This is a genomic window from Bacillus sp. UNC41MFS5, assembly GCF_000686805.1.
The window spans coordinates 130,452-157,004 of sequence record NZ_JMLP01000017.1; the positions used below are offsets into that span (position 1 = coordinate 130,452).

The window sequence follows — 26,553 nt, forward strand, 5'->3', positions numbered from 1 at the left end:
TATTTTAAAAGGAGGAATAACGGATGATTGAAGTATTTGTGACAGTAAATTATAAAGATAGAAATTACCATACCAATGTCATTGTGAAAAAAGATATGGCATGGGAAAAAATTAAACGAATAGCAGAAGAACAAGTCAAAAAACAATGGGATATATAAAAAAGCTTGCTTATCTAGCGTCCTAAAAAAGCTGTATACTTGACTAGATAATCTGTAATATTTACTATTACAGTACATGATTTATTTATAAAAAGTTGCAGACAATACATGTAATAGTAAAAATATATGAGAAGTATTATTGCTTAGGAGGCAAGTCATGAAAAGTGATTTTACCCTCGCCATTCATAGTTTATCTTTTCTTGCGCTACAGCCCGACCGCATGTCAACTAGCGAAGCCATTTCAGAAAGTGCTGGCGTCCATCCGGTACGCATTCGAAAAGTGCTAAGTTTGTTAAAAAAACATGGATTTATTAAATCCAAAGAGGGAACTGGCGGAGGATTTATTTTTGTGCTAGATCTAAGTGAAGTGAATCTTTGGGATATATATAAGATAACCTCAGAAGGTGCTCTGCAGCCCAAGTGTCCTGAATCAAATGAAAAATGTATTGTAGGGGCGAATATGCAAAGAGTCCTATGCGGCATTTTCTTCGGTGCGGAAGAACATATGGGAGAATATTTAAAGAATTATACAATCAGAGAGGTTGTAAATCTTGTTCATAAGCGGGAGCGACCGGTATATAACTGCAGATCTCTTTAGGTGAAATGTAATAAAAAAAATTACAGATTAATCTAAACTGGTATATCCTGCTGGATGAAACTAAAAAAATTAGAAGGTGAAAAAAGTATGTTCTCCAATAATAATACCATTTTAAAAACAGGTGATTGGATTAAGGCAGAATCAAGGGATGGCGAATTAATGATTGGTTATATTGATTCACTGTCTAGTCTAGGAGTAGTAAAGATAACCGTTGTTACAAGTGACAATAATCAAACAATTGGCAAAACAATTCCTATTTTAAGTACACGGGTTAAAAAGCTGCCTGTTTCTAATGTAACCAACAAGGGACAAATTGAATTTCTCCTGGACTTGGCTTTATCAACAGGGGATAAGGAATGGTTTTTGGTACTTTCTTCGGAGTTAAACGCAATGAAGCAGCTTGTTAATGGAGTACATTAAAACTTACAAACGTTACGATCATTTACATTTTAACTAGAGGTTAATTCCTCGAGAAATGGTTGGAAATTTGGATGAGAGATGATAAATATTATTTTAATAATAATTCCTTTTTCCCAATGAAAAAGCATAAAATATTCATAAGAAGTTCACAAATCAATTATTATATGGTACTATTAGAAAGGTTTATAGAGTATGGAAAGTTCATTGATGCCAGTTAATAAAAATTGACTGTACATCCTGTTCTTGACATAGTGTCTATAGCGGGATGGATTGCTAGTATAAGAAAATGCTCAGCTGTCAGCCCACTGTAAAACGGTACATGCATTCGCATGAGAACCGATTTATGGTGGGCTTTTTTGCGTTTTAATTCGTACAGGCTATCTATCTAACCTTCTACTATGCACAGTGGGCAAAGAGACGGCCAAGCCCATTGTAGGAATTACTTTAAATATAGCAAAAGGCCATTATAATCAACAAACTGGAGGAAAAAATATGGCGTTTCATAGTTCCCAGCGCATCGCGGAATTAGCAGTTGAGGCTGGTTCCAAAAAGGCATCGATGCGGCCAGAACATGTACTTTTATTAGGATTTTTAGGGGGAGCATTTATAGCACTTGGATTTCTTTTAGATATTCGAGTAATTGCAGATTTACCGAAGGAATGGGGTTCCTTTAGCTCACTTTTAGGCGGAGCTGTTTTCCCCGTAGGACTAATGTTAATCATTATTGCAGGTGGAGAATTGTTAACAGGAAATATGATGGCGCTCCCGATTGCCGTTCTAGTAAAGCGTGCTACGGTAGGGCAACTACTAAAAAATTGGCTCTTAGTTTTAGTCGGCAACTTTATTGGTGCAATCTTCGTAGCTTATTTCTTTGGTCATGTACTGGGCTTAACAGAAACAGGTCCCTTTCTAACCAAAACCGTTACAATCGCAGAAGCTAAAATTGACGAAACATTTATTCAAAGCGTAATTTCAGCTATTGGCTGTAACTGGCTGGTTTGTTTAGGCGTTTGGCTCGCTTTTGGTGCAGATGATATCCGTGGAAAAATACTTGCCATTTGGTTCCCGATTATGGGATTTGTAGCTATTGGTTTTCAGAACGTTGTTGCCAACATGTTCGTAATCCCTGCCGCTATCTTCTCGGGGCACTTCACATGGGTAGATTATCTAGCTAATTTTGTCCCAGTAGTAATTGGAAATGCAATCGGTGGCGGTATTTTTGTAGCCTTGATCTATTGGATGGTCCATAAGGATTCCCTCCAAACACAATCGAAAGCAAAGCCAAGTATCAGTAAAGCTGGATAACTACTATTAGGGTTATCCTTGTACAATGCATATTAATAGTTTGATAGAAAAAGCAAAAGGAGCACCGGTTTTAGGAAAGGAATGATACCGCGATATCCTAGTGAATTGTTTTTAGAAGATAAATAGATTTTCTCGGCTTTTAGCTAAGGAGGACTTACAGTGAATGAAAAAGTGAAAGTTCTTATTAATGGAACAGCACATGAGGTAGAAAAAGGAACTCGTATTTTAGATTATTTACTACAACAGGAAATGGAGCATCCGCACATATGCTATTCTGAAGTTTTAGGTCCGGTTCAGAGCTGTGATACGTGTATGTGTGAAGTGAATGGAAACATTATGCGCGCATGTTCCACAACGATTGAAGACGGTATGGTCATTTTGACCTCATCTGAGCTCGCAAAGGAAGCACAAGAGGAAGCAATGGACCGTATCCTAGAAAACCATTTATTATACTGCACCGTTTGTGACAATAACAATGGCAATTGTCGTGTCCATAATACAGCAGAAATGATGGGGGTCGAACACCAAACACGCCCTCATCGCTCTAAGGGCTATAAAGTAGATATGTCTCACCCGTTTTATCGGTACGATCCCGATCAATGTATCTTGTGCGGCCGCTGTGTTGAGACATGTCAAGATCTTCAAGTGAATGAAACGCTAACGATTGACTGGAAAAGCGGTCAGCCTCGTGTTTTATGGGACGGAGGAAAAAGTATTAATGAATCCTCCTGTGTATCCTGCGGTCAGTGTGTAACAGTTTGCCCTTGTAATGCCTTAATGGAAAAGTCCATGCTTGGAAATGCTGGATTTATGACAAGCATTTCAGATGACTTGCTTACACCAATGATTGATATTGTCAAAGCAGTAGAGCCTGATTATCAAACAATCATGGCAGTTTCAGAAGTAGAAGCAGCGATGAGGGAGACTCGCATTGAGAAAACAAAAACCGTTTGTACATTCTGCGGCGTAGGCTGTTCATTTGAAGTTTGGACAAAAGATCGTGAAATTCTAAAAGTTGAACCATCTGAAAACGCCCCTGTAAACAGCGTTTCCACCTGTGTAAAAGGGAAATTTGGATGGGATTATGTAAATTCCGAAGAACGGATTACGACACCTTTAATTCGTCAAGGTGATGTGTTTGTTGAAGCAAGTTGGGATGAGGCTCTTTCTCTCGTTGCGAAGAAACTCGGCGGTATGAAAGAAACGTACGGCAGCGATGCCATCGGTTTTATTTCCTCCTCCAAAATTACCAACGAGGAAAACTACCTAATCCAAAAGTTGGCTCGTCAAGTGTTAGGAACCAATAATGTGGACAACTGCTCTCGTTATTGCCAGTCACCTGCCTCATGGGGATTACAACAAACTGGGGGCATCGGCGGCGACACTGGAACAATTAAAGATATAGCGGGTGCGGGTCTTGTCATCCTAGTTGGCTGTGCCCCTGCAGAAGGACATCCAGTACTTGCGACACGTATCAAACGTGCGCAAAAACTTCACGGCCAAAAATTAATGACCGTTGACGTGCGCAGACATGAAATGGGTGACCGTGCAGACTTGTTCGTTCGACCAAAACAAGGAACAGACTATGTATGGCTTTCCGCTATTACGAAGTATATCATTGACCAAGGCTGGCATGATGTGAAATTTATCACAGAACATGTCAATCATTTTGATGAATTTTTCAAAATGATTGAACCTTATAGTCTTGAAGAGGCAGAAAAGGTTACGGGTATCTATAAAGAAACATTAATACAAATGGCGAAAATGATTCGTGAGGCGGATGGGACAGTGATTTGCTGGGGTATGGGTGTAACGCAAAATATCGCGGGTTCACATACATCAGTTGCCATTGCCAACCTGCTTCTTGCTACAGGAAACATGTTGCGTCCAAACGCAGGTGCGTACCCGTTACGTGGACATAATAACGTACAAGGTGCGGCTGACATGGGAACGATGCCAAATATCTTCCCTGGGTATCAATCGGTAACAGATGACCAAGTCCGCACAAAATTCGAGAAAGCGTATGGGGTAGATCTTCCTGCAACACCTGGAATTGACAATATTCAAATGCTCGAAGCGATTGATAAAGGCAAGATGAAGGCGATGTTCATCGCTGGTGAGGATATGGCATGGGTAGATGCTGATTCGAATCATACGCAGGCAATGCTCGCTAAGTTAGATTTCCTTGTCGTACAAGAAATCTTTTTATCAACAACAGCCCAATTCGCAGATGTTATATTGCCAGGTGCACCTTCTCTTGAAAAAGATGGAACATTTACAAATACGGAACGTCGCGTACAGCGCTTGTATCAAGCATTAGAGCCTCTAGGGAATAGCAAACCAGACTGGTGGATTCTTACACAGCTAGCGAAACATATGGGCTTTGATTGGAATTATACTCATCCTAGTGAGATTTTTGCAGAAATGGCAAGCTTAACACCTTTCTTCAGCCAATGTAATTACAATGTTCTAGAAGGGTGGAACAGCTTCCACTGGGGTTCTCCTAATGGAACGAACACACCGCTTCTTTACCAAGACGGCTTTCATTTTCCAGATAAAAAAGCGCGGTTCGGTTTGTTTGATTATGTGCCGCCAATGGAGTTCCCGCAAGAATTCGATCTATCATTAAATAACGGACGTCTGTTGGAGCACTTCCATGAAGGAAACTTAACGCAGAAATCAGAAGGACTTAACTATAAATTCCCGAAAGTTTTCGTTGAGGTATCCCCTGAACTTGCAGAAGAGCGCGGTGTAAAGGATGGTTCACTTGTACGTCTTGTATCTCCATATGGGGCGATTCGCCTGCCAGTTCTGGTGACAGACCGTATGACAGGAAAAACGGTCTATGTGCCAATGCATTCCTCCAGTCACGAGAGTGCGGTTAACCTGCTTACAGGAGGGGCTGTAGATGTGGTGACACGTACACCAGCATACAAACAAGTGAAAGTGCGGATGGAAGTCCTTGAACTTAACGGAGAAAATCCGCTTCCAAGGTACAATCCACGTAATGCGACCCGTACACCACAAATGGGCCTTGAAATTTACCGTAAGTGGGAACGCGGTGATTATGTTCCGATTGCAAGTGTGAACGAGCATATTAACCCTGGTTTCTTTGACAGGAGGAATGCGTAATGGCAAAACCAATTCATGTCATTCAAAAGACAGAGTTAACAGAAGAACAAATGAAAATGCAATCCTTGGAGAACTTGATATCCGGGGTTGCAGACAATAAAGATTCACTGCTTGAAACATTGGAATTGCTGCAGGAATTGCATAATAGCGGGATTATGGATACGTTAGGCAGTCTTCTAAAAGCGAAAGAGAGCGCAGCAAAAATCGCCGTCGGTCAACTTACGCGAAAACCTGTGACAAACATGATCAATAATGCGATGGCTGCAGGAGGAATTCTAACTGAACTAGATCCGGAAACAACAAGCAAGCTCGCAAAAAGCTTGACCACTGGATTGCAAAAGGCCGAGCAGGGATTAAAAGCCGATACTAAGCTTGGGCTCTTTGACTTAATGAAGGCCCTAAAGGATCCTGATATCAATCGTGCGCTAGGATTTGGATTTAATCTGTTAAAAGGGATTGGCGAAGGCTTAAAAGAGTAACATAAAATACAAAACCCAAAAACCAAAAACCCATTCGTTTACAGGGAAGAATGGGTTTCCTCTTTTGCAATTAAACCAACCAATAAAGACGAGGAGGGACGTCAATGACAAAGAATCTGGAACATCAATTTAGTATGCTTGTTCGTGAAATTAGAAAAGAATATGTGGGAAATGGACCAAAGGAAATCACCACCAAATTTATTGGTTCCTGGGCGATCAGTGAAATGAAGGGGAACCTTACAAATGTAGAAAAGTTCATGATTCATTCAGAACAAGGCGAACAGATGGTACATGAAACGAGATCAAGATTTGTAAAGGAAATCTATAAAAAGACTGAAGTACTTTTAAGGTTTGAAACTTTGATGGGGGCAAGGGTCTTAAGGCTATTTTCCGATATTAATATTGATGAAGACATTGCCATGACTATTTTCGTATTTGACCAGCCTATAGAGAGCAAGTAGCTAGGAGTGAGAAGTATGGATCAGCCAATGAAAATGGAAAGCAATGTATGGCGATATGAGGAAGGGACCATACACAAAATAACAGATACAATCGTAACGGAATATCCCATCACAATTGTATTAAACGAGCAGGAATTCGCCACACTTGTTTGCAGCCCTGAGCATATAGAAGAGTTAGTCATTGGCTTTTTGGCATCGGAAGGGATCATCAGCAATTATAAAGAAATTAAAGAGCTTACCATCATAGAAGCAACAGGCCGAGCGATTGTGAATACGCATAAGGTCAACAAACTGAACGAGTTGTTCCATTCCAAAAGAGTTGTAACATCGTGCTGTGGGAAAAACCGGCAAAGCTTTTATTTCTATAATGATGCGCGAACAGTTAAACCACTTGAAAACGTTGATGTAACGGTGTCCATAGACCAATGCTTTCAATTGATGCGACTTATGCAGGAGTCGTCCGTGATCTTCCAGGATACAGGCGGCGTACACAATGCAGCCCTCTGTGACAGGAACAGCATCATCGTAGACAGAACGGACATAGGACGACACAATGCACTGGATAAAATTTATGGTCATTGCTTGCAGAATTCTATATCCCTTTCAGACAAAATTATCGTGTTTAGTGGTCGTATATCCTCAGAGGTATTACTAAAAGTAGCCAAAATAGGATGTGGCATAGTTCTGTCAAAGTCTGCACCAACCGAATTGGCCCTCAGGCTGGCAGAAGAACTTCATATTACGACCGTTGGTTTTCTCCGCAATCATTCTTTAAATATCTATACAAGACCCAAACGTATTGAGATACAGGGTGTACAATCAGTTACGTAAAAATGTGCCGTTTCAGCCATTGAAGCGGCATTTTTTAATAAAATAATGATATTTTGCGTGAGGACTTGGCAAAACGTGCTAGAAGTAACCATAAAGATCTAATGATATAACCAGGACTTTTGAACTACCAAAATTTACAGCTATTATCCATTTGGCAGACATGATATATTTCTCTTGTAAGTTCTTAACGGAACTGACGCGTAAGCTTTCCTTACAGAGAAGTACTCAAGAGGCTGAAGAGGCGCCCCTGCTAAGGGTGTAGGTCGGGTAACCGGCGCGAGGGTTCAAATCCCTTCTTCTCTGCCATTATATTTTGGGAATGTCTTGGTATCGACAGGGATAGTTTGAGCTTATATGGCGAGTCGAGGGTTTCGTCCTCGTTAAAACGATAAAGCCTAATAACTGGCAAACAAAACAACAACTTCGCTTTCGCTGCCTAAAAACAGACGTTAGCGGTTCCTCCCTCCATCGTCCATGTGGTAGGGTAAGGGACTCATTATTAGTGGACTACGCCGAATTCCACCGTCTGAGGATGAAGGAAGAGACGAACCAGACTAGCTGCTTCAACGCCTATCAGTAGGCTAAAGAAGTAAGTGAAATGAATTCTACTGACTATACTCGTAGAAGTATAAGTGCCAATTTCTTTGCACACGGGTTCAACTCCCGTCATTTCCACTAAAACCAAAAACCATATCTGGCACCAAAAATTTTTTGCAAAATCAAAATAACCTACCATTTTTCCGCAGTAGCTCAGTGGTAGAGCTATCGGCTGTTAACCGATCGGTCGTAGGTTCGAGTCCTACCTGCGGAGTTATAGTCCAACAAAGACGCTAGGAAACTGGTCAGGGCGGGAACGCAGCAGCCATAACTAGTGAAATTGTGTGGGCTATTACATAGGACGAACCAAAAACGATAAAAAACACCTTAAAATTCACATCCAATTATCGGATGTGAATTTTTATACTACTAATAATTTTATTTACTTGCGTACTTGTACTTTTCCAGGTTACTCTATTTTTACTTTTATACAATCAATCGCGTTATAACCATATCCCTTCCTGTTCCACATTGGATCCAATGGTTGAATATTGCCTAGAGAATCAGTTGCCTTTGATTTTATCGTGTATTCTCCTTTTTTAAGAGCATCCCATTTATATTTCCACCGAACCCAAGAATATTTCTCGGATGATGAAGTCAATTGGCATGTATTCCATGTTTGACCTTCATCCAAACTAATTTCCACATGGGTTATTTGGCCTTTTCCTGTCCATGCGATCCCATAAATTTCATATATCCCTGTAGGCATTAGTTGCATATTTAGTGGGTATTGTATGGTTGAGTTAACATTGATAGAAGTGACCGGGGTTTTTCTATTATCGTTTTCTTTGTTCGGATAGTAAACGTAATCAATAGTTTGAAATGGACCTTTAAAATGATTATCAATCACACTAATTTTTTTTATCCATTTTATCGATGCCATGCCGTACCATCCAGGGACAATTAATCTCAGAGGGTATCCATGTTTGAAGGGGATAGGGTGATTATTATATTCATAAGCAATAATGGTATCTGGATCAAGGGCTTTTTCAATGGGTAAACTCCTTGAAAAATTGAAAAGCTGGTTAGAATCAGGTCTTTCTCCATAGTCATAACCCTCAAATACAATTTCTTTGGCAGTATCAAGCAATCCAGTATACTGCAATAAGAATCTTAAAGATACACCTTTCCAAATCCCTTGACTTATCGCACCTTTACCCCATTGCTCTCCAAACACTTTTGGTTTAAACAACTCTCGCTTATTACCTGAACATTCTAATACAAGTTTTATCGTTTTTGATGGAAATGAGTAAATTTCCTGTAAAGAAAAGACTTTTGGGGTGTACACTAATCCATCGATAGGAAGAAAATAGAAGGATGTTGCAAATTTGGGGTAAGGAAAATGGTTTCTTCTATAAAAGAGTTTTTCATTTACAATATCAAAATGATAAAAATGTATGGGTGTTTCCTGATTTTCAGGAACTAATTTCTTGGTAATCAGATTGCGGCTAACTTTGTGTAGATGAGAATTTTGCATATAACTACCTCCTTAAAAATGGAGTTGCTACTTCATGATTATGTTGTTTATAAATTGTCATTCAAAATTTTTATTTTTTCTAGTGACTTGAATAAAGCACCATTTATTCCCCAGTGAGTTGGAATTTTAAAGGTGTATATGGCGTAGCACCCTCATTCTGAAAATTTACACGTAACAAATTTCGATTTGTAAGTAAGCAATGAATATGTGAAAATAGCAAAAAACAATCATAAAATACTAGTAAATCTTCTTAAAGAAAGCACAAAAGTACTTGTTAGATTAAATAGATAATAAATCATTAGTTATTTACACTTAAATAAGAAACTCACATGATTGAATGACTCACACCCCAAGATGAAAATGGATTTTAAATGCTTTAACTTTTCGATCGAGCGATAGATATAGATTTTTTTTGCAACCGGGCGGGTTTATCACGAAAAAGCCTAATTTCTCAATTTTAATGCTGAGAATTTGGGCTATTTATTTTAGAATTTCCTTAGCGTTATATAGCCGCATTTTCCTGACGCTCCCCCCGTAAGTAGTGGATATCGGCTTTTTTCTCCCAAATGAAAGGGGAGTAGCAGTGTTAATGGGTAAAGTTACTATTGCATTATTTTTGACAAATCGGTTCAATGTGAGTAAATTAACTTAGTAAGATGCAAACCATAGTGTAGAAGTATCTTTTATCACATAATCATGATAGGGTTAAAAACTCTTACTATATAAGAATTTTTCTTAAAATGTTCGAAGTAGAGATGAAGTAAACTATCATTACTAGGAGGAATTATTATGTCAAACTCTCAAACTATGGATAGGCTCGAACAGCAAATGTTCTCAGATGTTATTCGGGAACGTCGATCTGTTCGTACATTTGATCCAACAGTGCAGATTTCACGCGAAGAAATGACCGAAATGCTGGAGCTAGCAACGTTGGCTCCTTCGTCTTCGAACCTGCAGCCATGGCGGTTTCTAGTCATCGATAAACCGGAGTTGAAGAAAAAGCTATTGCCAATCGCGTTTAACCAACAACAAGTAGTCGAAGCTTCTGCCGTTATTGCTGTGCTTGGTGATGTGGAAAGCTACAAGAAAGCCGAAAAAATTTATGGACAGGCAGTGGAAGCAGGCTTTATGCCGGCTGATACGGCTAAATCATTCATCGAACGAACAGTTGGCATGTACTCAAACTTGCCGCCTGAAGTGGCTCGCCAAATCGTATATACGGATGGAGGCCTTATCTCGATGCAACTCATGCTTGTCGCCCGATCCAAAGGGTACGACACTGTTCCGATGGGAGGGTACGATAAAGCGAAGTTCGTAGAAGCTTTCGGAATTTCCGAACAGTTTGTGCCGGTTATGCTCATTGCTATCGGGAAAGCAACAAAACCAGGACATCCTACTACACGTCTTCCTATTGAGGATGTAGCTTTCTTTAACGAATTGCCATCGGAATAATACAAAAGAAACGAAGTATTGAAAATCAAATATAAAAAACTTTATTTTAACCCCCGTTCTTTCTAAGAACGGGGTTATTATGTGTTGAGGTTTTAATATCAAAGTCTAGTACAAACTTACACATTGACTTCCATTTGTGTTGAATTTTTTAGGCCAAATAGCCGAACAATAAGGTGCATTAACATCCATTCACTAAATTAGAACATCCCGTTCTCATTAGGGAATCCTCTGGAATGCGTTGTCCTATATCCCACAATTCAACGGTTTGGTTATCTTGGAAACGAAAAATATGTACAACAGCTCCTCCAAGACCCTCTGGATTCTGCCTAACATGAGAGTGAACCACAAGCGTATTTTTCGTATTTTTCTCTTGAATCGCAAGTTTGACCTCAAGGATTTTGTTGAGATATAAAGCTGCATTCTCTTCCATTTCGAGCATGAGCGATTCTGCATTGCCACGGAAATAGAGGTTGTGGTGACGAAAGTCAGAACTTATGTATGTCTGGTATGCTTCGCGAGCTTTCCCTGATGCGACGAGCAGTAGAAAGGACACTGCATTCTCTTTGAGTGAGTGGTTTGAAGTAATCAGTTGTTCCGTGCTCATTTTAAACTGCATTAAGTGGCAGATGCTCCTTTTTTATAAATGTGACAGGACGCTATTATGGTATAATATATTATAAGTTATTTTAGAAGAACAGGTGGCGATCATAATGGGGAAGAACAAAATTTTAACGATATTAGAGAAAGAATTAGAGATTGCCCTTGGCTGCACGGAGCCGGTTGCAATTGCCTTGGCAGCAGCGACGGCTAAAAGTTATATAACGGGACAAATAGAAGAGATTAACGTAAAAGCTAGCGGAAATATTATTAAAAATGCCAAGTCTGTCGGGATTCCGGGGATGACCGCCAAAGGTCTTGATTTCGCTGCTGCACTTGGAGCAATGTCTGGAGATCCAAATCAACAGTTAGAAGTTTTAAACGGGCTTACAATCCAGGATGAGCATATGGCGATAAAACTCATTGAAGAGGGTAAAGTAACAGCCGGACAGGCAGATACAACGAAAAGACTATATATTGAAGTGATTGTACGAACAGATAAGCAGTATTCGAGAGCGATAATTTCTGATAATCATACGAATATCACCTTAATCGAAGTGGATGGAAAAGCTGTGTACCGTGGTGGTTGTGAAAATATTGGGATTCAAACAAATGAAGAGGAATTAGAAACGCTTACGATTAATGAAATCTATGAATGGGTTCTTCAAGCAGACCTTACTGACTTAGGTCTAGTAAAAAGGAGCATTGATTTAAATCGAATGATTGGAATGGAAGGCCTTTCCGGAAATTATGGACTCAATGTCGGCAAAACAATTAAGGAAAATGTGAAAAAAGGAATCTTATCCGATGATTTAGCGACTTCGGCCATGTCTCTTGCAGCCGCTGGTTCAGATGCCAGAATGGCTGGTTCAATACTCCCAGTTATGGCGAATACAGGGAGTGGCAATCAGGGCATTGCTGTAACACTTCCGGTTGTAGCAGCGGCAGAGAAGCTACAAGTATCTGAGGAAAGGATGATTCGAGCGGTTGCCCTTAGCCATCTCATAACCATTCATATTAAATCTAAATTTGGTCGCCTATCTGCTTTATGCGGTGTAACCGCTGCAGGAATGGGGGCAAGTGGTGCAATTGTTTATTTACTTGAGGGTGGTCTTCAGCAAATTAAGGCAGCGATACAAAACACTATCGGCAATGTTTCTGGTATGATTTGTGACGGGGCCAAGGCTGGATGTGCTATGAAAGTCTCAACTTGTTCGAATGTCGCTGTTCAATCAGCACTGCTTGCACTAAACAATCAAGAAATCCAATCGACAGATGGTTTTATCCATGATGATGTTGAAAAGAGTATTGAAAGCTTTTGTAAGCTAGGAAATGAAGGAACACGGCAAACAGATGAACTCATTTTAAAATTAATGCTGGAAAAATAATATATTAAACATAATTATCTTTTAAAAGTCGGCAGCATTGCCGGCTTTTAAATTTTCAGCATAGAATCGAATTTATATTATTATTCTTATTCTGATATAAAAATGGAGGACCTTATGAATTTAAAAAACGGAGAATATAGAGTAATGATTAATGGGTTTGACAAAATGTCTCTTACATACATATGATATTCAATCCAATACTTGTCAATTGACAAAATAAACTGTAACGATTAAATTTATAGTATAAGAACTGTAATATTTTTCGTTACATTTTAACGGTATTGCCAAAATTTACGCAAGAAGTGTGAAAAGGTATGGTAACATTGTATACGACACCAAGCTGTGTGTCTTGCCGAAAAGCAAGAGCTTGGCTTGAGGAATATCAAATACCTGAAACTGTATTTTTTTCTACCGTTGCCAAATTGATTGAGTAAAACGTGCATTTTTTTATTATCTACGTTCAAACCAAATATATTGTAATGGTGTACCATTTTTGGTACATCCTTTTTATTATAATTTGTAAGTATTAATCGCAAAGTGTTTGCTATGTTCTATGAAAAAAAAATGGTTTTTAAACTTACATCAGAAAAACATGAACACGCACTTAATGCTGAATTCAATTAGCGATAATGCCACTGTGACAGTATTTATTGGCGAGTTACGTGAAAAAATTGAAAATGATCCGTCCAATCCGCAATATATTGAGACCATCTGGGGAGTCGGTTATCGCCTTAATGCTTAATTTCACCGGACAAAACTGTTAAATAAATACAAAGAGAACAATGGAACCATCACTATAGAATAGCGATGGTTTTGGGCAACTAAGCGCAGGGTATATAATTCCTTTCTGAAGAAACAGCGGTCGGACAACAAAACCTAAAGTTTATTAAATGGACTTCTAGATTCCACGGCCGTTATGGTTAGGGATTTATTATTTAATAAAATATTGCAGACTACGAAACTGAATCAGAAACAGGAAGGTCATATACTACATTTCCTGTTAGTTTAGATGATGTTTTATATATTAAGGCAATGAAAGTAAAAACTTATCATTATACTTCAACAAACGTTTTCCTAAAGCATAGATTATGGATAAATCCAACTTTTTAAAGGGGAAAACTCAGCATGATTTATCCGCATACGGAGCTGCGTTATGTAAATGATCAAATAGGTTTTGGAGTTTTTGCAACTAAATTCATTCCGAAGGGGACAATTACGTGGGCATTGGATGAGCTAGATCAAGTACTGGACCCGGCAATTCTTAATAGTCTAGACGAATACAGAAGCAAGATAGTAAAAAAATACTCCTATCGTAATCAGGAAGGAAAATATATTCTTTGTTGGGATATAGGGAGATATGTGAATCATAGTTTTCATGCAAATTGTATGGGAACAGCTTATGAATTTGAAATAGCTGTTCGGGACATTTATCCAGGGGAACAATTAACGGATGATTATGGTACTTTAAATGTGGATGAACCTTTTGAGCCTATCCCAGAAGTTGGGACCGAGCGGAAGCGGGTTTACCCTGATGATCTTCTTCATTTCTACGAAGAATGGGATCAAAAGGTAACTGGTGCACTAAAATACTTAAATGATGTTGACCAACCGTTAATACATCTTATTCAACCCAAATTCATGGAAAAGATAAGAATTGCAGCAACAGAGCAAATTCTCCCGGATTCAATCAAATGCATTTATTATGATCATCTTAAATTTAGTTAATTGGAAGGATAGGGTCAGACCCCCAACGTGCTAACGCTTTAGCGCACTGAGGGTCTGACCCAGTTTTCTTTTTCCCGTGGAGGACGATACTTGAAAATGTCCTTCTTGGCTAAGAGCCTCAGGGAAAAAAAGACGTAAAGGCAGCACGCGAGATGTTGGCGAATGCAGGACACTCTGATTATGAAAACGCCTATCCTGACATGCTGTTTGGAGGAATGAAGCAGCGCGCTGCTTTTATCCGTGCCTTATTGAGCCCGCAAGAGGTGATCTGTCTTGATGAGCCTTTTTCAGCTTTAGATGAGTTAACCCGGTTTGAAATGCAGAAATGGTTAATGGACATGTGGGAATCGCATCGGCGGACGATTCTTTTTATTGACAGAGTACGTGACATTAATCCCGACAAAACGTGTGCCAAATGAGCTTTATCAACGAGTGCGTAAACACTATGACGAAAAACAGTATGTTGACCTTGTTTTAATAATTAATCAAATTAATAGTTGGAATAGAATTTCTATTGCAATGGGGAATACTGCAACTGAAAAATAATTACTATCAAAGACATTTTAGAATATAGATCTCAGATAGATTGGAATCGAGTAGGAGGGGGTGACTAACATCCGACATCTCACACCACCGTACGTACCGTTCGGTATACGGCGGTTCAACTAAGTTTGACGTAAAAATTCATATCTGTGATATAGGCTTTTCAACCCTCGGTTACTCCATAAAGAGTTATCGAGGGTTTTGTGTAGAATCGGCCTCCTTGAGCAAAACACTTTATCTAGTAAAAAACAGAAATTTTTTGAAAAAATAGCAAATTCCTATTATAATAAAACTAACCATTTTTAAGACCAAGTACTAATATGTAGTAATAATTTCAAATAAACTGGAGATAAAACATGTCAATCGAAACGAAACAAAGGAAACCAAGAATTTCTGCTTATTTTAAGACACTCGGAATCAAGGGCTGTAAAAGCAAGCGGGGCTTTTGGAAGCACGTTACTGGAGTAGATTCAGTCTTGGCAGAGGAACTTGAACCACTTATATGCCGCAAAAAGCAGGGAAATATTTATGAGGTAAAGAATGGTACTCTGCCTTTCAGCTTGGCAGTGGAATCATGGACGAAGTCATTTCATAAGTCTTTCCTGACTTGGATAAACCAGCAAAAACAGCTAAAGCCAAAGCGAATTTTGGAAATCGGATGTGATAATGGATTGTTGGCATGCTGGTACGCCACACGGTTTCCGGATGCGGAGATAATTGGAATCGATCAGTCAGGGAACGGAATCCGGTGTGCCAAAGAGTTGGCTAAGCAGCTAGGTCTTACTAATGTGAGCTTTTATCGAATCGATTTTATGGATTTAAGTGAGCATTTTTTGCTGAACTCTTTTGATCTCATTATTTCTGTGCGGGCCTTTCATGAGATTATGGGACCACTTTTCTTCCCAAAGTATTGGTCACTACCAGATTACTTGAAGGAAAATCCAACATATGGAGACAGTAAGTATTTACAAATAGTCGATGATTTGTTAACCGAGGACGGAACCTATCTCTCTTGTGAGCGATTGGAAAACCCCGCAGATGTCGGGAAGTGGGCAAATTCGCTGTCACAAGCCAATCTCCAAGTCCAGTGGGATGACTGCGACATCATAGATTATCATGAGTTAGGAGCAAATAAGCGTTCTCCTATTATTGTAGCGACAAAAAGGCAGACTGAGATCACAACCTTAGAAGGTATGGAACACCTTTATACGAAAGATCATCCAATCGTATTAGAGTTCGGGAAATCCTACAGCGGGGCGAAAGCTGAGTTTGCCTATCACCGCTTGGGGGAGAAAACATTCAAATCAGGCCACTATCTGGATGTGCCCAACCACTGGCATATGTTTCGATTTGAAATTTGGGAGACCAGCAGTTTTCTGATTGTCTATAATTACGGTAATATGGGGCATCGTCATTTGGACATACTTCCTGCCGGTGCATACTTAGAGGCACAATTGCTGATAGAGGAGGCAAAGGAAAAGTCCAGTCCTCACGGACCAATTGTATAATACAACAGAATGGAAGCACGTCCAGAACTTAATTCAAAGGCAATAAAGAAACTATTGGGTTTAAATAAAATTAATTTGCAGAATTAGAGAGTCTACATGAAATTGTAGGCTTTTAGAGAATATTTATGAATTAACTGCGGATTGAATCAGTGATTGGAAGCTTTATCGATTTGAAAAAAGGAATTTTGAAATCAATATAGAATATTTATTTGCTAACGTATTAATAGAATAGATTGCTTGAAAATTAGCGGAGGTGGAAAAATGAAGGCGTTATTTATCGGTGGGACAGGAACGATTAGTTCTGCCATTACGAAGCAATTGGTAACAATGGGATGTGAGCTTTACCTTCTTAATAGGGGGAATCGAAAGCATCGCTTGCCTGAAGGGGTAAATTTCCTTCAAGCCGATATTAATGATGAAGACCAAGTTTCCAGACTGATTGAAGATTTAGAATTTGATGTCGTGGCTGATTTCATTGCGTTTGAACCTGCACAACTGGAAAGAGATTATCGCTTATTTAAGGGGAAAACGAAACAATTTATCTTTATTAGCTCTGCTTCTGCTTACCAAACTCCTTTGTGCGACTATCGAATTACAGAAGGAACGCCATTATCAAATCCATATTGGCAATATTCGAGAAATAAGATTGCTTGTGAAGAGTATTTGCTGAAACTTTATCGAGATGAAGGCTTTCCGATTACGATTGTAAGACCAAGTCACACCTATGATGAACGTTCGATTCCACTTGGTGTACATGGAAGCAAAGGTTCCTGGCAGGTAGCGAAACGAATGCTGGAGGATAAACCCGTTATTATTCATGGTGATGGAACATCCCTGTGGACGATGACACACAATTGTGATTTTGCTAAAGGGTTTATTGGTTTAATGGGCAATATTCATGCAATCGGTGAATCTGTTCATATCACTTCAGATGAAAGTCTTACCTGGAATCAAATTTACCAGACAATCGCGGACGCACTCGGAGTTAAACTCAATGCGATCCATGTGTCATCTGAATTTTTGGACGCATGCAGTAAAGAGGATTACAGGGGTGGATTATTGGGGGATAAGGCCAATTCCGTCGTTTTCGATAATACTAAACTAAAAAGACTGGTTCCCGATTTTGTTGCTACGACCCGATTTGACCAAGGAATTAAGCAAACGGTCGAATACATATTAGCTCATCCTGAACTGCAAATATCGGATGAGGATTTTGACAATTGGTGTGACAGAGTAGTTGACGCATTAAATACCGCTTTAAAGATGATTAATGAATAGATCTTTTAAAAAGATGTTCTTTCAAAATGAAGGTAACTTTGGAATAGGGGACGGCAAAAGTGCCGTTGTTTTATTCCGTCAATTAGCAATCAAAAAGGCCAGGTATCTTTACCTGACCTTTTTTTGATATATTAGCCAACATTCCTCCAGCTATTACCCCAAAAATTAGGGTTCTAATTGTCATAGGTACAGTAAGCTGTCCTGATGTCTAGCAATAAATTTATGTTAATAACTTATTCATCTGACTTTTGCTTTGGCACGAGAAGCATCGAGTTGCTTATTGATATCTTCGACGTCTTTATCTGAAAGTGGATAAAGAGCCATAACAATCATCGAAACAATAGCAAGCGCTGCTGGAATCCATATAGCTGTTATATTGATACCGGAAAGAGCACTTGCTGTTTGTTTCGCCGCATTTCCATCGAAGCCATAGGCAGCAAGGAACCAGAGCGGAATGGCACCACCAAGAGTGAAACCAATCTTGAAGAAGAGACCCATGATAGCGTTGATGATAGCAGCATTACGTTTGCCAGACTTCATTTCACCATAAGAGACAACCTCTGGAACGAGTGCCCACATGAAACCAGTCGCTGAAGTGAGACCCCATTGTTTGATAAAGGTTGAAAAATAGGCAAGGAAGAGTGAATCGTGCATGCCATCTAACGACCATACCCAAGTAAGGATTTCACCAACAACAAACATACCAAGGAAGAAATGGAAGAATCCCTTTTTACCAAATATTTTCCTCAATTTTGGCCAGAAGACTGGGAAAGCAATACCAGGGATGGAGGCGATGAGACCTACTGCACCCATCCAGTCTGAGTGGTTGACTGTGTATTGGTTAAAGAAGCCATTCACTGTGTTCATAAAGAACATGAAGGTGAAAGCAAGCATAAAGAAGAAACCCAGAATGACGAGTGGTTTGTTGTTCTTCAATTCAAGGAACAGGTCGGTAGTTTTCACTTCTGCAGATTGTTCCGCAGTTGCGACAACGCGTTCTTTAGTGAGGCGGTAGCAGAAGTACAAAGCCACAGCGCCAAGTACCATGTAAACCATGTAAACCCCAAACCAAGCGTGACTTGCAGATACATCCGTATAAGTACCCATGTTGATCTTGAGACCAAAGAGACCTGTGTCTTTGAGTGAGCGGTCTTTTGGGGCTGCCATTTGGACAAACATTGGAAACAGTGTGTAAACCAAGAGGTTAGCAATGTTAGCCAGCATCATACGAGTGGTTGTGATTTTATCTACGGATTCAGGGTCACGTGTGAGTGAAGCATTCAGGGAACCGTAAGGAATGTTAACGACGGAATAAACCAAGTCGAGCAGGAAGTAAGTGATAAAGGCTATTGGCACTGAACCACGAATTGCTGGAATTGGAACAAAGAGCATCGCTGACAAGATAACAAGTGGAATACCTGCAATCAGAAGCCAAGGACGATATTTACCGTTCTTGAATGTACGTCTATCGACGTAGGTACCAACCATCGGATCCCAGAATACGTTGACGATGCGGACAAACAAGAAGATGAACCCAGCTGCTGCCGTACCTATGGCATTAACGGTAGTGAGATAGAGAGCCAGGAATCCTCCGACTGTACCAAATACGAGGTTTTGGGCAAAGTCTCCAAGACCGTAACCGATACGTTCAGAAAGGCTGAGCTTATGGTACTCGTTTTGTTGAATATTTTGTGTGTTCATTTGTTTAACAGTTGATTCCATTAAAGCCATGTCAAAGATCTCCTTTTCAGTTAAATTTTATATTGATTTATCCGCTTACAATAATAAACATTAGTAAAATAGTCTATTTGAAAAAATGAGCCACTCGATTTTTAAAGTCAAAAAATTAGGGTTAACCGCTTTCAGCGATGGTGAAAAATTAGAAACTCATTAAGCAAACCTCATAAAAATAGGTAAATGCTTTATAATCATCCTAAACAAAACTTAAAATCATGCGAACGGTAAATATGTTGCGTTTATTCTGATTTAAAGCTTTTTTTCACTTCTTTAACTAGTATTTCACTTTGAAACCGTCTACACACATTATCAAAAAAAACAATACTAGTTTAAACTTTGTTTGTTTATCGGATAAACTAAGTGATGTCTGTATATTAGCACATATTTTTTAATTGAACAATATACAAATTTATAAAATTTTTACGATATAATAAAAAATAATCAAAATAAAGGAATCGGTAGTTAGTTTGAAAGGATAAACAAATAAAGAGATGAGGAGAAAAAGTAAATTTTGCAGATCAAAACTATATTAAAATACATAGACAAAAGCTATTCTGAGTACCATTATGAAACACTACCAAAATTGGAGTTAAATTAATGGTTCAATACGTGCTTAAATTATTAGAGAGATAAACTTTAAACTTTGGCAGATACTAATTTTCGTCGCCAATTAAAACAAAAAGATTAGGAATCCTGCTTTTTTTCGGAAGGAAACAGCAGGATTATCTCTATACTGGACAATCAAATGAAGGGAGAATTTAATCCTATGGAAGAGAATTTCAAGGAGAGTTTAAATTTAACAATTGATGGAAACCGTCTTTGGACCCAATTAATGGCCTTTGGAAAAATAGGAGAAGAAGACAATGGCGGCGTCACTCGAACATCATTTGATCAAAATGATATCGAAGCACGAAAATTTTTTCTGAAACTACTGGAACAAGCTGATTTATTCCCTTATATGGACGCAGCAGGGAATATCTTTGGGCAAATAATCGGTAAAAACCCCGAATTACCTGCCATTCTTATTGGTTCTCACCTTGATACAGTAAATTCTGGCGGGCGTTTCGATGGCGCCATGGGTGTTCTAATGGGTGTTGAGGTACTTTGTACGTTGAAAGAAAAGGGAATTCAACCAGAAAGAACGATAAAGGTTGTATCCTTAACAGATGAGGAAGGGGCTCGTTTTGATTATGCTTTTGTAGGCAGTACCACTTTGGTTGGGACGGAAGGTTCGGAAAAATTAAAGGAAAATTTAGCTGCAGCAACAGATAAAGATGGAATCTCCTATCTAGAGGCCATGAAGCAAGCCAGTCTAGAAGGGGAATATTTTAATCAGATTAATCCAGACCTTTTAGAACAAGCTCAGTTAGGTAAAAATGACGTAAAAGCTTATATTGAAGTACATATTGAGCAAGGAAAAGTGTTAGAAAATAAAGATTTAGCTGTTGGAATCGTTTCGGGGATATCTGGTGGAGAATGGGCGGAAATAACCATCATGGGTGAAGCGGGGCATGCAGGAACAACCAGGATGAAAGAAAGAAAAGATGCTTTAACAGCTGCAGCAGAATGTATATTAGCCATTGAAAAAATAGCACAGGACAATAGCGGAAGTGTTGCGACAGTAGGAAAATTGGAAGTAAAACCTGGAAGTAGTAATGTCATTCCTGGGAGAGTGGATTTTACACTGGATGTTCGGGATATATCGAATGAACGGCGTAAACATACGGTTACTCAAATCTATCATTCCATTCGGACAATTGCTGCAAACCGTGGTTTAGGGTGTGAAATTAGGCAGGTTCAATCCCTATCTTCTGTGATGAGTTCACCAATAGTGATGAAAGCAGTAAAAGATTCTCTGCAAGAATTACAGTATCCTGTTTATGAATTACCAAGCGGGGCTGCTCATGATGCGATGGTGTTGGGAGAACTCACAGATATTGGAATGATTTTTGTAAGGAGCCGCAATGGCATAAGTCATCATCCAGATGAGTGGAGTTCTTTTGAAGATGTTGCCATTGGGTGCGAGGTACTATTCAGGACAACGTTAAAACTACTATAAATAATGAATCACTAAATTAAGAAAAAAGTGAACCTTTACTTCCTTATAAGAGGTATTGTTAATTAAATATAAGAAATTTGCAATACTCCTAGATGTGCCCCTTTTTGGGCTGAGAGAATAACACATGTTTTTGTAGCGTTAGTTATCCATTCAAATGGATAGCTATTTTTTTTAGCTCTGTTAAGTTTAATGTTGATAATTCCATAATAATTAAGGAGAAACCCATAAATAATGAGTTCTCGCTTAGTTGAAAAAGTGAAACTACTGTCGAGTATTACTGTGAAATAATTTATCTTCGGGGTGAGAGATTTTATTAGTTACCATTCCAATGATAGATTATTTGGACAACGCCAGACGAGAATGTTCTTGTATTAACCATTTTTAAATTTATCCTCTCTTTTATATCAGCAAACATCGGTTTTCCTTCTCCCAAAACAACAGGGTGAATAGATAATCTAAATTCATCAATAAGCCCTAAATTGATAAAAGTTGTAATGAGACTTGCTCCACCATATAGCCAGATGTCTTTACCAGCCTCTTTCTTCAATTTATTTACTTCTTCAAGAATATTATCATTTATAAATATTGCTTGATTATCAGGCTCTTTTTGTGAACTGGAAAACACATATTTCTTTTTACTATGAACCAATTTCCAAATTTCCTTTTCGGTATCAGAGTTTTCACTTTTTGGAAGATATTGTCCCCATAAATCGTAGCTTTTTCTACCATATAGAATAGTATCAATTTGATTCAAAAAATCAGTGAACCCCATATCAGGGTCCATAATGCACCAATCAACCTCTCCATTTTTCCCTTCAATAAAACCATCTAAAGTAACTGCTAAATCTAAAATTATTCTTCTCTGTTGAATGTTATTTGTCATAGCTCTTCATCCTTTTATCATTCAGTTTTTGATTCTTCTGCCTCGTTGAATAAGGATTACACAACGAATTTAGATATTCGCAGGCTATACCCAATGCCGAATGTTTGTTCCTATCTTGATTTTATCAATAATTCGGACAGGTATCAAATATCAACATTTACGCTTTAACCTACCCTGTCCTTTTTCACTTTATATATATATAGTGACAGCTACGACTGCCGTACCGGTAGCAAAGATCGGATAAAAAATATACATAATCCATTCTCGATAATCGTGTAATTCGTCTTTCATATAATGAGTACAGAACATATATAGATGTCTAAGGGCTCCCAACTCGTAGCCAAACTCATGCAAGAAGCAAGAAAACAAACAGGCATCATCTATCCAGCAGATTGAAAGGGAAACATAGGTTCAGTTCAAACCTGTCCCTTGTCGATTTATATAAAAAAGATATAAATAAGAAACTAAACTAATATTTAAAATATAAAAAAATTTCTGTTAATATAATTATAGAAAATTAAAATTGAATAACAATAAAATCTTTAAAGACAGAAATATATGATTAACACAAATGATTTCTGCACTTAAAGAACTGATTTTATGAACGGGAGGGTTTTAAATGATTAGTGTGGAACAGAATCAAAAATTAACTAGAGTTGGTAAAGGAACACCTATGGGAGAATTATTAAGGCGTTATTGGCATCCTATTGCAGCAGTTACAGAATTCGAAGATAAGATTACAAAGCCAGTTCGTCTTATGGGGGAAAACCTCGTGTTGTATAAAGATCTATCTGGAACGTATGGATTGATAGATCGGCAATGCCCCCATAGACGTGCTGACATGGCATATGGTTGGGTTGAAGAGTGTGGCTTAAGGTGTAGCTATCATGGATGGACCTTCAATGAGAATGGAAGTTGTATTTCCCAGCCCTATGAAGATACTATAAAAGGAGCAGAGAAAAACCAAAAGTTCCGTGATTCCGTTGAAATGACATCTTATCCTGTACAGGAAATGGCAGGAATGCTTTTTGCCTACTTGGGACCCTTGCCAGCACCTGAACTTCCTCGATGGGAAATTTTTGATTATAAAAATGGTTTTGCTCAAATTGTTATATCTGAAATCCCGTGTAACTGGTTACAGGGTGTTGAGAATAATCTTGATCCCGTTCACTTCGAATGGATACATGAGAATTGGACGGAGCGACAAAGCGGTAAGAAACACAATCCAGCTGCTACGCATTTGAGTATTGATATCGATGTGTTTGAATATGGCCTTACGTATAGACGTACCTTGCAAGAAAAGTATGAAGAAAATCCAGATGATCGTCGGCAGCGTCTCATTTCAAATGATTATTCTCGGTTGCACCTAATGCCAAACCTCTTTTGTCCGATAGGTACTCATCTTGAGTACCGTGTTCCAATAGATGATAATAACACTCTTAGCGTTTCATTTTCTTGGGAAGCAGTTCCTTTAGAGCAACAACCTTATATTCAAAACCGTATACCGCATTGGTATGCTCCGATAAAAGATTCGGAAACAGGAAAATGGATTACGACTCACGTGCTCAATCAGGACATTGTTGGATGGGTAGGGCAAGGAACTGTTACAGACAGAAACAATGAACATCTCGGGGCTTCAGACGTAGGAATCGTCGCTCTTAGAAAGGGCTTAAAGGCAAACTTAGAAGCAGTTGAGAAAGGGCTTGATCCATCAGGAGTTATTAGAGATCCAGAAAAAGCCAAACTAGTCCAATGGCCAGAAGATAGACGTTCTGTGTTGGAAAAAGGATTGCCTTTTGAGGATTGGCGTCGGAAAAAACTGCATGAATTAAGGCTAACTATTGGAACAGATTTCTCGAAAAGAGATTATTACGCGTTTAGTGCAGGGCAACCCGAGGATGTAAAGCAAGAGTATGAACAAGCTATGGGTATAAAAACAAAAGTAGAGCTATAGACAAGCGTTAATATCAACTGAACCTTACGAACACAAAATAACCTTGCCGGTTGACAAAATTGAATGCTGCGTCCTTGAATGATGACCCAGCTTATATGTCGAAGGGTACTGAACGAAATATAAAAAAACGGCACTGAACATAGAGTGAACCTTTCAAGGGCTTGGACAGAGTTCGTACGACAGTCGAGGGAAAAGGGCTGGTGTGCATATTTGATTGAATAGAGGTGTAATTTATTGGAATCCTATGAAACTAACATACAAAAAGAAAAAAGCCAACTCCTTGATCAGATAGAAAGAAAGGATTGTTCACTCATTGAAGACTGGTTATATCCTACGTGTGGAGTGAAAATGATTGAAATAAAAATGGAGAAAGGGCGCACGCGAAGAATAGGCAATGAGTTTAAGAGGGTATACAGAGATACAATCATTGGAACTATTTGTGGAGAAAAGAATCTTATATTATTCGTTAAAGAGAACTCAGAGGGAATGGTCCTTTTAGAAAAACTATGAATATAATCTGGACTCCTATTAATAGAACAGGCGTCACCTATGCTAGAGAGGTAAGAAACACATTGGGATTCACATATGAATTCTAATGTGTTTTTTCGTTGTACTAGATCATTACCAGGAACAAATTAACGAAATTTAAAAAGTCATTTTGGAAAAATTCCAACTCACTCTGTCCATTTTTCCTTTTTACTTCTATATAGAAGAGAGGCGGAAGTCTCAATAGAAGGTTGAAACTAAGGAGGAGTAGAACATGAGGAAAAAATTAGCGGGAGGGGCATTCATCGTAGCCGCATCACTTTTTGCTGTTCATCCCTCAGAAACAAACACAGGTGAAAATAGTTCAGTCAAGCATACTACCAAGGATGTGCTTACTGGAGAAGTGGTGGAGCAGGAACCTGAGCAAATTCCTATTACACTAGTGGAAACCATCGATGGGGATACAATTAAGGCAAGAGTAAGGGGAAGGTTGAAACCATTCGTTATTTATTGGTCGATACCCCTGAATCTAAAAGGCCAGGTATGTGCAATCAGCCATTTGCAGAGGAAGCTTTCCAAAGAAATAACGAGTTGGTTAGAGACGGAAGTCTATCATTGGAGGTGGAGGAGGGACCGTCAAGAGATTCCTACGGCAGATTACTTGCATATGTTTATGTGGATGGAAAGTCCGTTCAAGAAACGCTGATCAAGGAAGGTTATGCACGGGTGGCGTATATTATGGATCCACCCTATAAATATCTTAACCTATATAAAACAGATGAAAATCTAGCAAAGAAGAGCAAATTAAGGATTTGGGGCACGAAGGACTATGTGTCGTATAAGGGGTTTATTGGGTGTGTGCGATAAGGAAAAAGAGATCTAATAAATAAAAATTAGAGCTCTTTTCGTTGTAACCAAGTAGAACATTTCTTCTTTAAGGAAGTAAACCTTGAAAAAGTGATATCTTGTATCATAAACTTGTACAAGGGACGATTGTATGGAGTCATTTCTCCATTGCTGTACACTTTAATAAACTGAGAGTCTGACCCCAATTTTCAATTCAATAAATAAAGGAGTAGTTAACATGCCGCTTAAAGTAATTTCGCCGAAAGCTCTTGATGAGAAACTTCAAAATAATGAACCGATCTTCCTCCTCGATGTACGTGCTGAAGAAAAATACAATGATTATCATATTACAGATTCAAATATCAAGAATCAGAATATCCCTAAGAATATAATCTTCGATCTTGAGGAGAATGGAGTAGAAGGGCTGCAATCTTTGCCCAAAAACAGTGATATTGTTATAACATGTACAACCGGAAATTCCGCCAGGAAATGTGCAGAAATTTTATCAAAAAAAGAATACCAAGTTACATTACTTGATGGTGGGATTACCGCTTGGAAACAATACATAGACACAAAACACAAAGACATGTAGAAAGGGTAGACAAACAAGGATAGGGTCAGATCCTCAACGTGCTAACA

General features: G+C 38.7%; 21 protein-coding genes, 2 tRNA genes, 2 other RNA genes and 5 pseudogenes. 26 read left to right on the forward strand and 4 right to left on the reverse strand.

Features of this window, described 5'->3' with window-relative positions; all coding sequences use genetic code 11:
- The first annotated feature begins 23 nt into the window (after positions 1 to 23).
- The 12 genes from BR30_RS0110410 to ffs all read left to right on the forward strand — a co-directional run bounded on the left by BR30_RS0110410 (position 24) and on the right by ffs (position 8,280).
- Positions 24 to 158, forward strand: coding sequence for a BA3454 family stress response protein (locus tag BR30_RS0110410; RefSeq protein ID WP_026564977.1), 135 nt, complete (start codon positions 24 to 26; stop codon positions 156 to 158).
- A 157-nt stretch (positions 159 to 315) separates the two neighbouring features.
- Complete coding sequence (locus tag BR30_RS33070) at positions 316 to 756, forward strand: RrF2 family transcriptional regulator (RefSeq protein WP_035445332.1); 441 nt, start codon at positions 316 to 318, stop codon at positions 754 to 756.
- A gap of 87 nt (positions 757 to 843) precedes the next feature.
- Complete coding sequence (locus BR30_RS0110420; RefSeq protein ID WP_026564978.1) at positions 844 to 1,176, forward strand: hypothetical protein; 333 nt, start codon at positions 844 to 846, stop codon at positions 1,174 to 1,176.
- 492 nt (positions 1,177 to 1,668) lie between these two features.
- A complete protein-coding gene (locus BR30_RS33075) occupies positions 1,669 to 2,481 on the forward strand; it encodes a formate/nitrite transporter family protein (protein ID WP_035445333.1) in 813 nt (270 codons plus the stop codon).
- Positions 2,482 to 2,640: 159 nt separating this feature from the next.
- Positions 2,641 to 5,613, forward strand: coding sequence for a formate dehydrogenase subunit alpha (gene fdhF / locus BR30_RS0110430; protein WP_026564979.1), 2,973 nt, complete (start codon positions 2,641 to 2,643; stop codon positions 5,611 to 5,613).
- Complete coding sequence (locus tag BR30_RS0110435) at positions 5,613 to 6,092, forward strand: helical membrane plugin domain-containing protein (protein WP_026564980.1); 480 nt, start codon at positions 5,613 to 5,615, stop codon at positions 6,090 to 6,092. The genes fdhF and BR30_RS0110435 overlap by 1 nt, the downstream gene beginning before the upstream one ends.
- A 104-nt stretch (positions 6,093 to 6,196) precedes the next feature.
- Complete coding sequence (locus tag BR30_RS0110440; RefSeq protein ID WP_026564981.1) at positions 6,197 to 6,553, forward strand: Na-translocating system protein MpsC family protein; 357 nt, start codon at positions 6,197 to 6,199, stop codon at positions 6,551 to 6,553.
- A gap of 15 nt (positions 6,554 to 6,568) precedes the next feature.
- Positions 6,569 to 7,384, forward strand: a complete 816-nt coding sequence (gene fdhD, locus BR30_RS0110445) for a formate dehydrogenase accessory sulfurtransferase FdhD (RefSeq protein ID WP_026564982.1) — start codon at positions 6,569 to 6,571, stop codon at positions 7,382 to 7,384.
- 215 nt (positions 7,385 to 7,599) lie between these two features.
- A tRNA-Ser gene (locus BR30_RS0110450) sits at positions 7,600 to 7,690 on the forward strand.
- Positions 7,691 to 7,699: 9 nt separating this feature from the next.
- Positions 7,700 to 8,062, forward strand: a transfer-messenger RNA (tmRNA) gene (gene ssrA, locus BR30_RS35800).
- A gap of 61 nt (positions 8,063 to 8,123) precedes the next feature.
- Positions 8,124 to 8,195, forward strand: a tRNA-Asn gene (locus BR30_RS0110460).
- An RNA gene (gene ffs, locus BR30_RS35805) (signal recognition particle sRNA small type) lies at positions 8,195 to 8,280 on the forward strand. The genes BR30_RS0110460 and ffs overlap by 1 nt, the downstream gene beginning before the upstream one ends.
- 110 nt (positions 8,281 to 8,390) lie before the next feature.
- Here the strand turns inward: ffs and BR30_RS0110465 are convergent.
- Entirely contained in the window at positions 8,391 to 9,458 is a 1,068-nt protein-coding gene (locus tag BR30_RS0110465) for a sulfite oxidase (protein WP_026564984.1), read from the reverse strand.
- 789 nt (positions 9,459 to 10,247) lie between these two features.
- Between BR30_RS0110465 and BR30_RS0110470 the strand changes: the two genes are divergently transcribed.
- The gene (locus tag BR30_RS0110470) at positions 10,248 to 10,910 is read left to right on the forward strand and encodes a nitroreductase family protein (protein WP_026564985.1); all 663 of its coding nucleotides are present in this window, start codon (positions 10,248 to 10,250) and stop codon (positions 10,908 to 10,910) included.
- A 197-nt stretch (positions 10,911 to 11,107) separates the two neighbouring features.
- Here BR30_RS0110470 and BR30_RS33080 read toward each other — a convergent pair.
- Positions 11,108 to 11,514: pseudogene (locus BR30_RS33080) on the reverse strand (nuclear transport factor 2 family protein).
- A 106-nt stretch (positions 11,515 to 11,620) separates the two neighbouring features.
- On the opposite strand from BR30_RS33080, the gene BR30_RS0110480 reads away from it, so the two are divergent.
- The 8 genes and pseudogenes from BR30_RS0110480 to BR30_RS0110505 all read left to right on the forward strand — a co-directional run bounded on the left by BR30_RS0110480 (position 11,621) and on the right by BR30_RS0110505 (position 17,949).
- Entirely contained in the window at positions 11,621 to 12,895 is a 1,275-nt protein-coding gene (locus tag BR30_RS0110480) for an L-cysteine desulfidase family protein (protein WP_026564986.1), read from the forward strand.
- Positions 12,896 to 13,209: 314 nt separating this feature from the next.
- Positions 13,210 to 13,287: pseudogene (locus BR30_RS35810) on the forward strand (glutaredoxin domain-containing protein); the annotation flags it as partial.
- Positions 13,288 to 13,505: 218 nt separating this feature from the next.
- A pseudogene (locus BR30_RS0110485) lies at positions 13,506 to 13,637 on the forward strand (winged helix-turn-helix domain-containing protein); the annotation flags it as partial.
- A gap of 383 nt (positions 13,638 to 14,020) precedes the next feature.
- On the forward strand, positions 14,021 to 14,620 hold the full coding sequence (locus tag BR30_RS0110490) for an SET domain-containing protein (protein WP_026564988.1): 600 nt from the start codon (positions 14,021 to 14,023) through the stop codon (positions 14,618 to 14,620).
- Between the two features lie 74 nt (positions 14,621 to 14,694).
- Positions 14,695 to 14,994 (forward strand): annotated as a pseudogene (locus BR30_RS36610) (ATP-binding cassette domain-containing protein); the annotation flags it as partial.
- Positions 14,993 to 15,166 (forward strand): annotated as a pseudogene (locus BR30_RS36615) (carboxymuconolactone decarboxylase family protein); the annotation flags it as partial. The pseudogenes BR30_RS36610 and BR30_RS36615, both read left to right, overlap by 2 nt.
- A 353-nt stretch (positions 15,167 to 15,519) precedes the next feature.
- Entirely contained in the window at positions 15,520 to 16,671 is a 1,152-nt protein-coding gene (locus BR30_RS0110500) for a class I SAM-dependent methyltransferase (protein ID WP_026564990.1), read from the forward strand.
- Positions 16,672 to 16,932: 261 nt separating this feature from the next.
- Positions 16,933 to 17,949: an SDR family oxidoreductase gene (locus BR30_RS0110505; RefSeq protein ID WP_026564991.1), complete on the forward strand. Its 1,017-nt coding sequence runs from the start codon at positions 16,933 to 16,935 to the stop codon at positions 17,947 to 17,949.
- A 237-nt stretch (positions 17,950 to 18,186) separates the two neighbouring features.
- On the opposite strand, the gene BR30_RS0110515 is transcribed toward BR30_RS0110505, so the two are convergent.
- A complete protein-coding gene (locus tag BR30_RS0110515; protein WP_081825401.1) occupies positions 18,187 to 19,680 on the reverse strand; it encodes an MFS transporter in 1,494 nt (497 codons plus the stop codon).
- Between the two features lie 772 nt (positions 19,681 to 20,452).
- Between BR30_RS0110515 and BR30_RS0110520 the strand changes: the two genes are divergently transcribed.
- Positions 20,453 to 21,745, forward strand: a complete 1,293-nt coding sequence (locus tag BR30_RS0110520) for a M20 family metallo-hydrolase (RefSeq protein WP_051633554.1) — start codon at positions 20,453 to 20,455, stop codon at positions 21,743 to 21,745.
- Between the two features lie 313 nt (positions 21,746 to 22,058).
- Here the strand turns inward: BR30_RS0110520 and BR30_RS0110525 are convergent, their stop codons facing one another.
- Positions 22,059 to 22,628 (reverse strand): dihydrofolate reductase family protein, encoded by a 570-nt coding sequence (locus tag BR30_RS0110525; RefSeq protein ID WP_026564994.1) that lies wholly within the window; start codon positions 22,626 to 22,628, stop codon positions 22,059 to 22,061.
- Positions 22,629 to 23,247: 619 nt separating this feature from the next.
- Between BR30_RS0110525 and BR30_RS0110530 the strand changes: the two genes are divergently transcribed.
- From BR30_RS0110530 to BR30_RS0110550, 4 genes are all read left to right on the forward strand, one after another.
- Entirely contained in the window at positions 23,248 to 24,582 is a 1,335-nt protein-coding gene (locus tag BR30_RS0110530; RefSeq protein ID WP_026564995.1) for an aromatic ring-hydroxylating oxygenase subunit alpha, read from the forward strand.
- Positions 24,583 to 24,816: 234 nt separating this feature from the next.
- The gene (locus BR30_RS0110535; RefSeq protein WP_026564996.1) at positions 24,817 to 25,092 is read left to right on the forward strand and encodes a hypothetical protein; all 276 of its coding nucleotides are present in this window, start codon (positions 24,817 to 24,819) and stop codon (positions 25,090 to 25,092) included.
- Positions 25,093 to 25,611: 519 nt separating this feature from the next.
- A complete protein-coding gene (locus tag BR30_RS38825) occupies positions 25,612 to 25,935 on the forward strand; it encodes a thermonuclease family protein (protein ID WP_442852967.1) in 324 nt (107 codons plus the stop codon).
- Between the two features lie 217 nt (positions 25,936 to 26,152).
- Positions 26,153 to 26,506 (forward strand): rhodanese-like domain-containing protein, encoded by a 354-nt coding sequence (locus BR30_RS0110550; protein ID WP_026564998.1) that lies wholly within the window; start codon positions 26,153 to 26,155, stop codon positions 26,504 to 26,506.
- Positions 26,507 to 26,553 lie beyond the last annotated feature (47 nt).